3 protein-coding genes are annotated in these 1,532 nt (G+C 37.1%); all 3 read right to left on the reverse strand.

Going from position 1 to position 1,532, the window contains the following annotated elements:
* The coding region (locus J699_RS00080) for a SulP family inorganic anion transporter (protein ID WP_032883034.1) at positions 1-230 on the reverse strand (230 nt) is incomplete at its 3' end.
* Positions 231-574: 344 nt separating this feature from the next.
* On the reverse strand, positions 575-1,024 hold the full coding sequence (locus J699_RS00075) for a hypothetical protein (protein WP_005230167.1): 450 nt from the start codon (positions 1,022-1,024) through the stop codon (positions 575-577).
* 169 nt (positions 1,025-1,193) lie between these two features.
* On the reverse strand, positions 1,194-1,409 hold the full coding sequence (locus J699_RS00070; protein ID WP_005285532.1) for a hypothetical protein: 216 nt from the start codon (positions 1,407-1,409) through the stop codon (positions 1,194-1,196).
* Between the last annotated feature and the right edge of the window lie 123 nt (positions 1,410-1,532).

The raw sequence follows: 1,532 nt of genomic DNA on the forward strand, positions 1-1,532 counted from the left end.
ATCAGTAAAGCCATGGCACCTGTTGCAGCAGAAATCATGGCCGGACGACCGCCGACAAATGAAATCACCACCGCAATACAGAAAGAAGCATACAGGCCAATTTTTGGATCGACACCCGCAATAATGGAAAATGCAATCGCTTCTGGAATAAGTGCCAGACCGACCACAAGCCCGGACAAAATATCCCCGCGAATATTGGAGAACCACTGTTCCCGAACATTGGATAACATAGAAATAGCCTATTGGTATATTTTTAAATAAAGGCCAGTGATGTGATATATACATGCACACGACTACACCACATCACTAGTCAAAGTGATGAGTTAATTTTCAAGCAAGAGAAATCAACTAGGGTGGCGTAAGCTGCATAAGATGAATGAACAGATCAGAATGAATTGTGGCGCTAGCCTAACATAGGGATAAAATGATGTCTAACCGTATCTTCACGTCCTTCAATGACCACCTTCCGTCTATTTAAGCAAAAAAATACCGCCTATAAAGACGGTACGCTGCAGTCCAGCGATTGCAGAAGTATGAGGGGTTCGGAGCCTCATACTTCTTTAGCACAACTTGTTTAACTCATTGAATGTTGTTTGAACTCTTCGCTTTTAAAATAGGAGACCAATTCGTCATAGCAATCCTCTGGCTGCGGACGAACCGGTTTCTGAATTTCATAATGAACCGTAAATTCAGGTGGAATATTTTCCAGAATTGGAGGAAGTTTTTTCTTACCGCCAATGGTGATTCTTTCAATAAAACCTGCTAACCATAAAATGAATTCATCCCGATGTTGATGATGTGGCACTAGGCTAACATCAATATTCAGGGCATCTTCACGTAGCGGCTTTTGGAAACCTTCCTGAAAATCGATATACTGGTACAGCAATTTCATTTCTGTCCCCTTGATTTCCTCGCGCACTTCTTTAATTAAAAAATTTAAATACTCAACAGGTTTTTGCGTAAATTTTTTTTCATCTTTAAACTTGTTATACACTTTTTCCGCTATACGCAAATATTGTGGCATTTGTTATCTCCTCCATATTTTCTACACAGGGTAAATTATGGAGATATCCTAGTTATCATTTGTAATGATTGTTTAGTTTTATTTTTACTATGTAACTGTAATGTATAAGGAAAATCCTGAGCGGCTGACTCAGGATTCGGCTAGAACCACACTTTAAACAGTGACTCTTTTAACACTTTTGGATCTTTATGATATCGGTTAGGTTATTTCCGCTTTCCTGTTCTTTATGTTGATAAACAATTTGTAATATTTGCTGACTTTCTAAATTTTTTAGAAAATGAAGAATATTTTGCATCTCATCGATGCCATAGCCGTATCCGATGAATAAAAACTCACCTATACCCAGCCGGGTTATACTCTGTTCAAGCTTTTGTATATTATTCATTATCCTCTCCAATCCATAAACCAGCTTTATTTATATAATAGGACAAAGAGATCAATTAAAAATACGGCTTTTTTATTTTTTTAAAAAATCCTATTTAAATATAATAATTAAGAAGGGGAACTT

Origin of the sequence: Acinetobacter sp. 1000160, from assembly GCF_000588715.1 — a bacterium.
In the GTDB taxonomy this organism is placed as follows: domain Bacteria; phylum Pseudomonadota; class Gammaproteobacteria; order Pseudomonadales; family Moraxellaceae; genus Acinetobacter; species Acinetobacter courvalinii.

Excerpts from the sequence above, each read along its gene's own strand:
- J699_RS00075 (WP_005230167.1), bottom strand. The coding sequence starts at position 1,024 with ATGCCACAATATTTGCGTATAGCGGAAAAAGTGTATAACAAGTTTAAA.
- J699_RS00070 (WP_005285532.1), bottom strand. The coding sequence starts at position 1,409 with ATGAATAATATACAAAAGCTTGAACAGAGTATAACCCGGCTGGGTATA.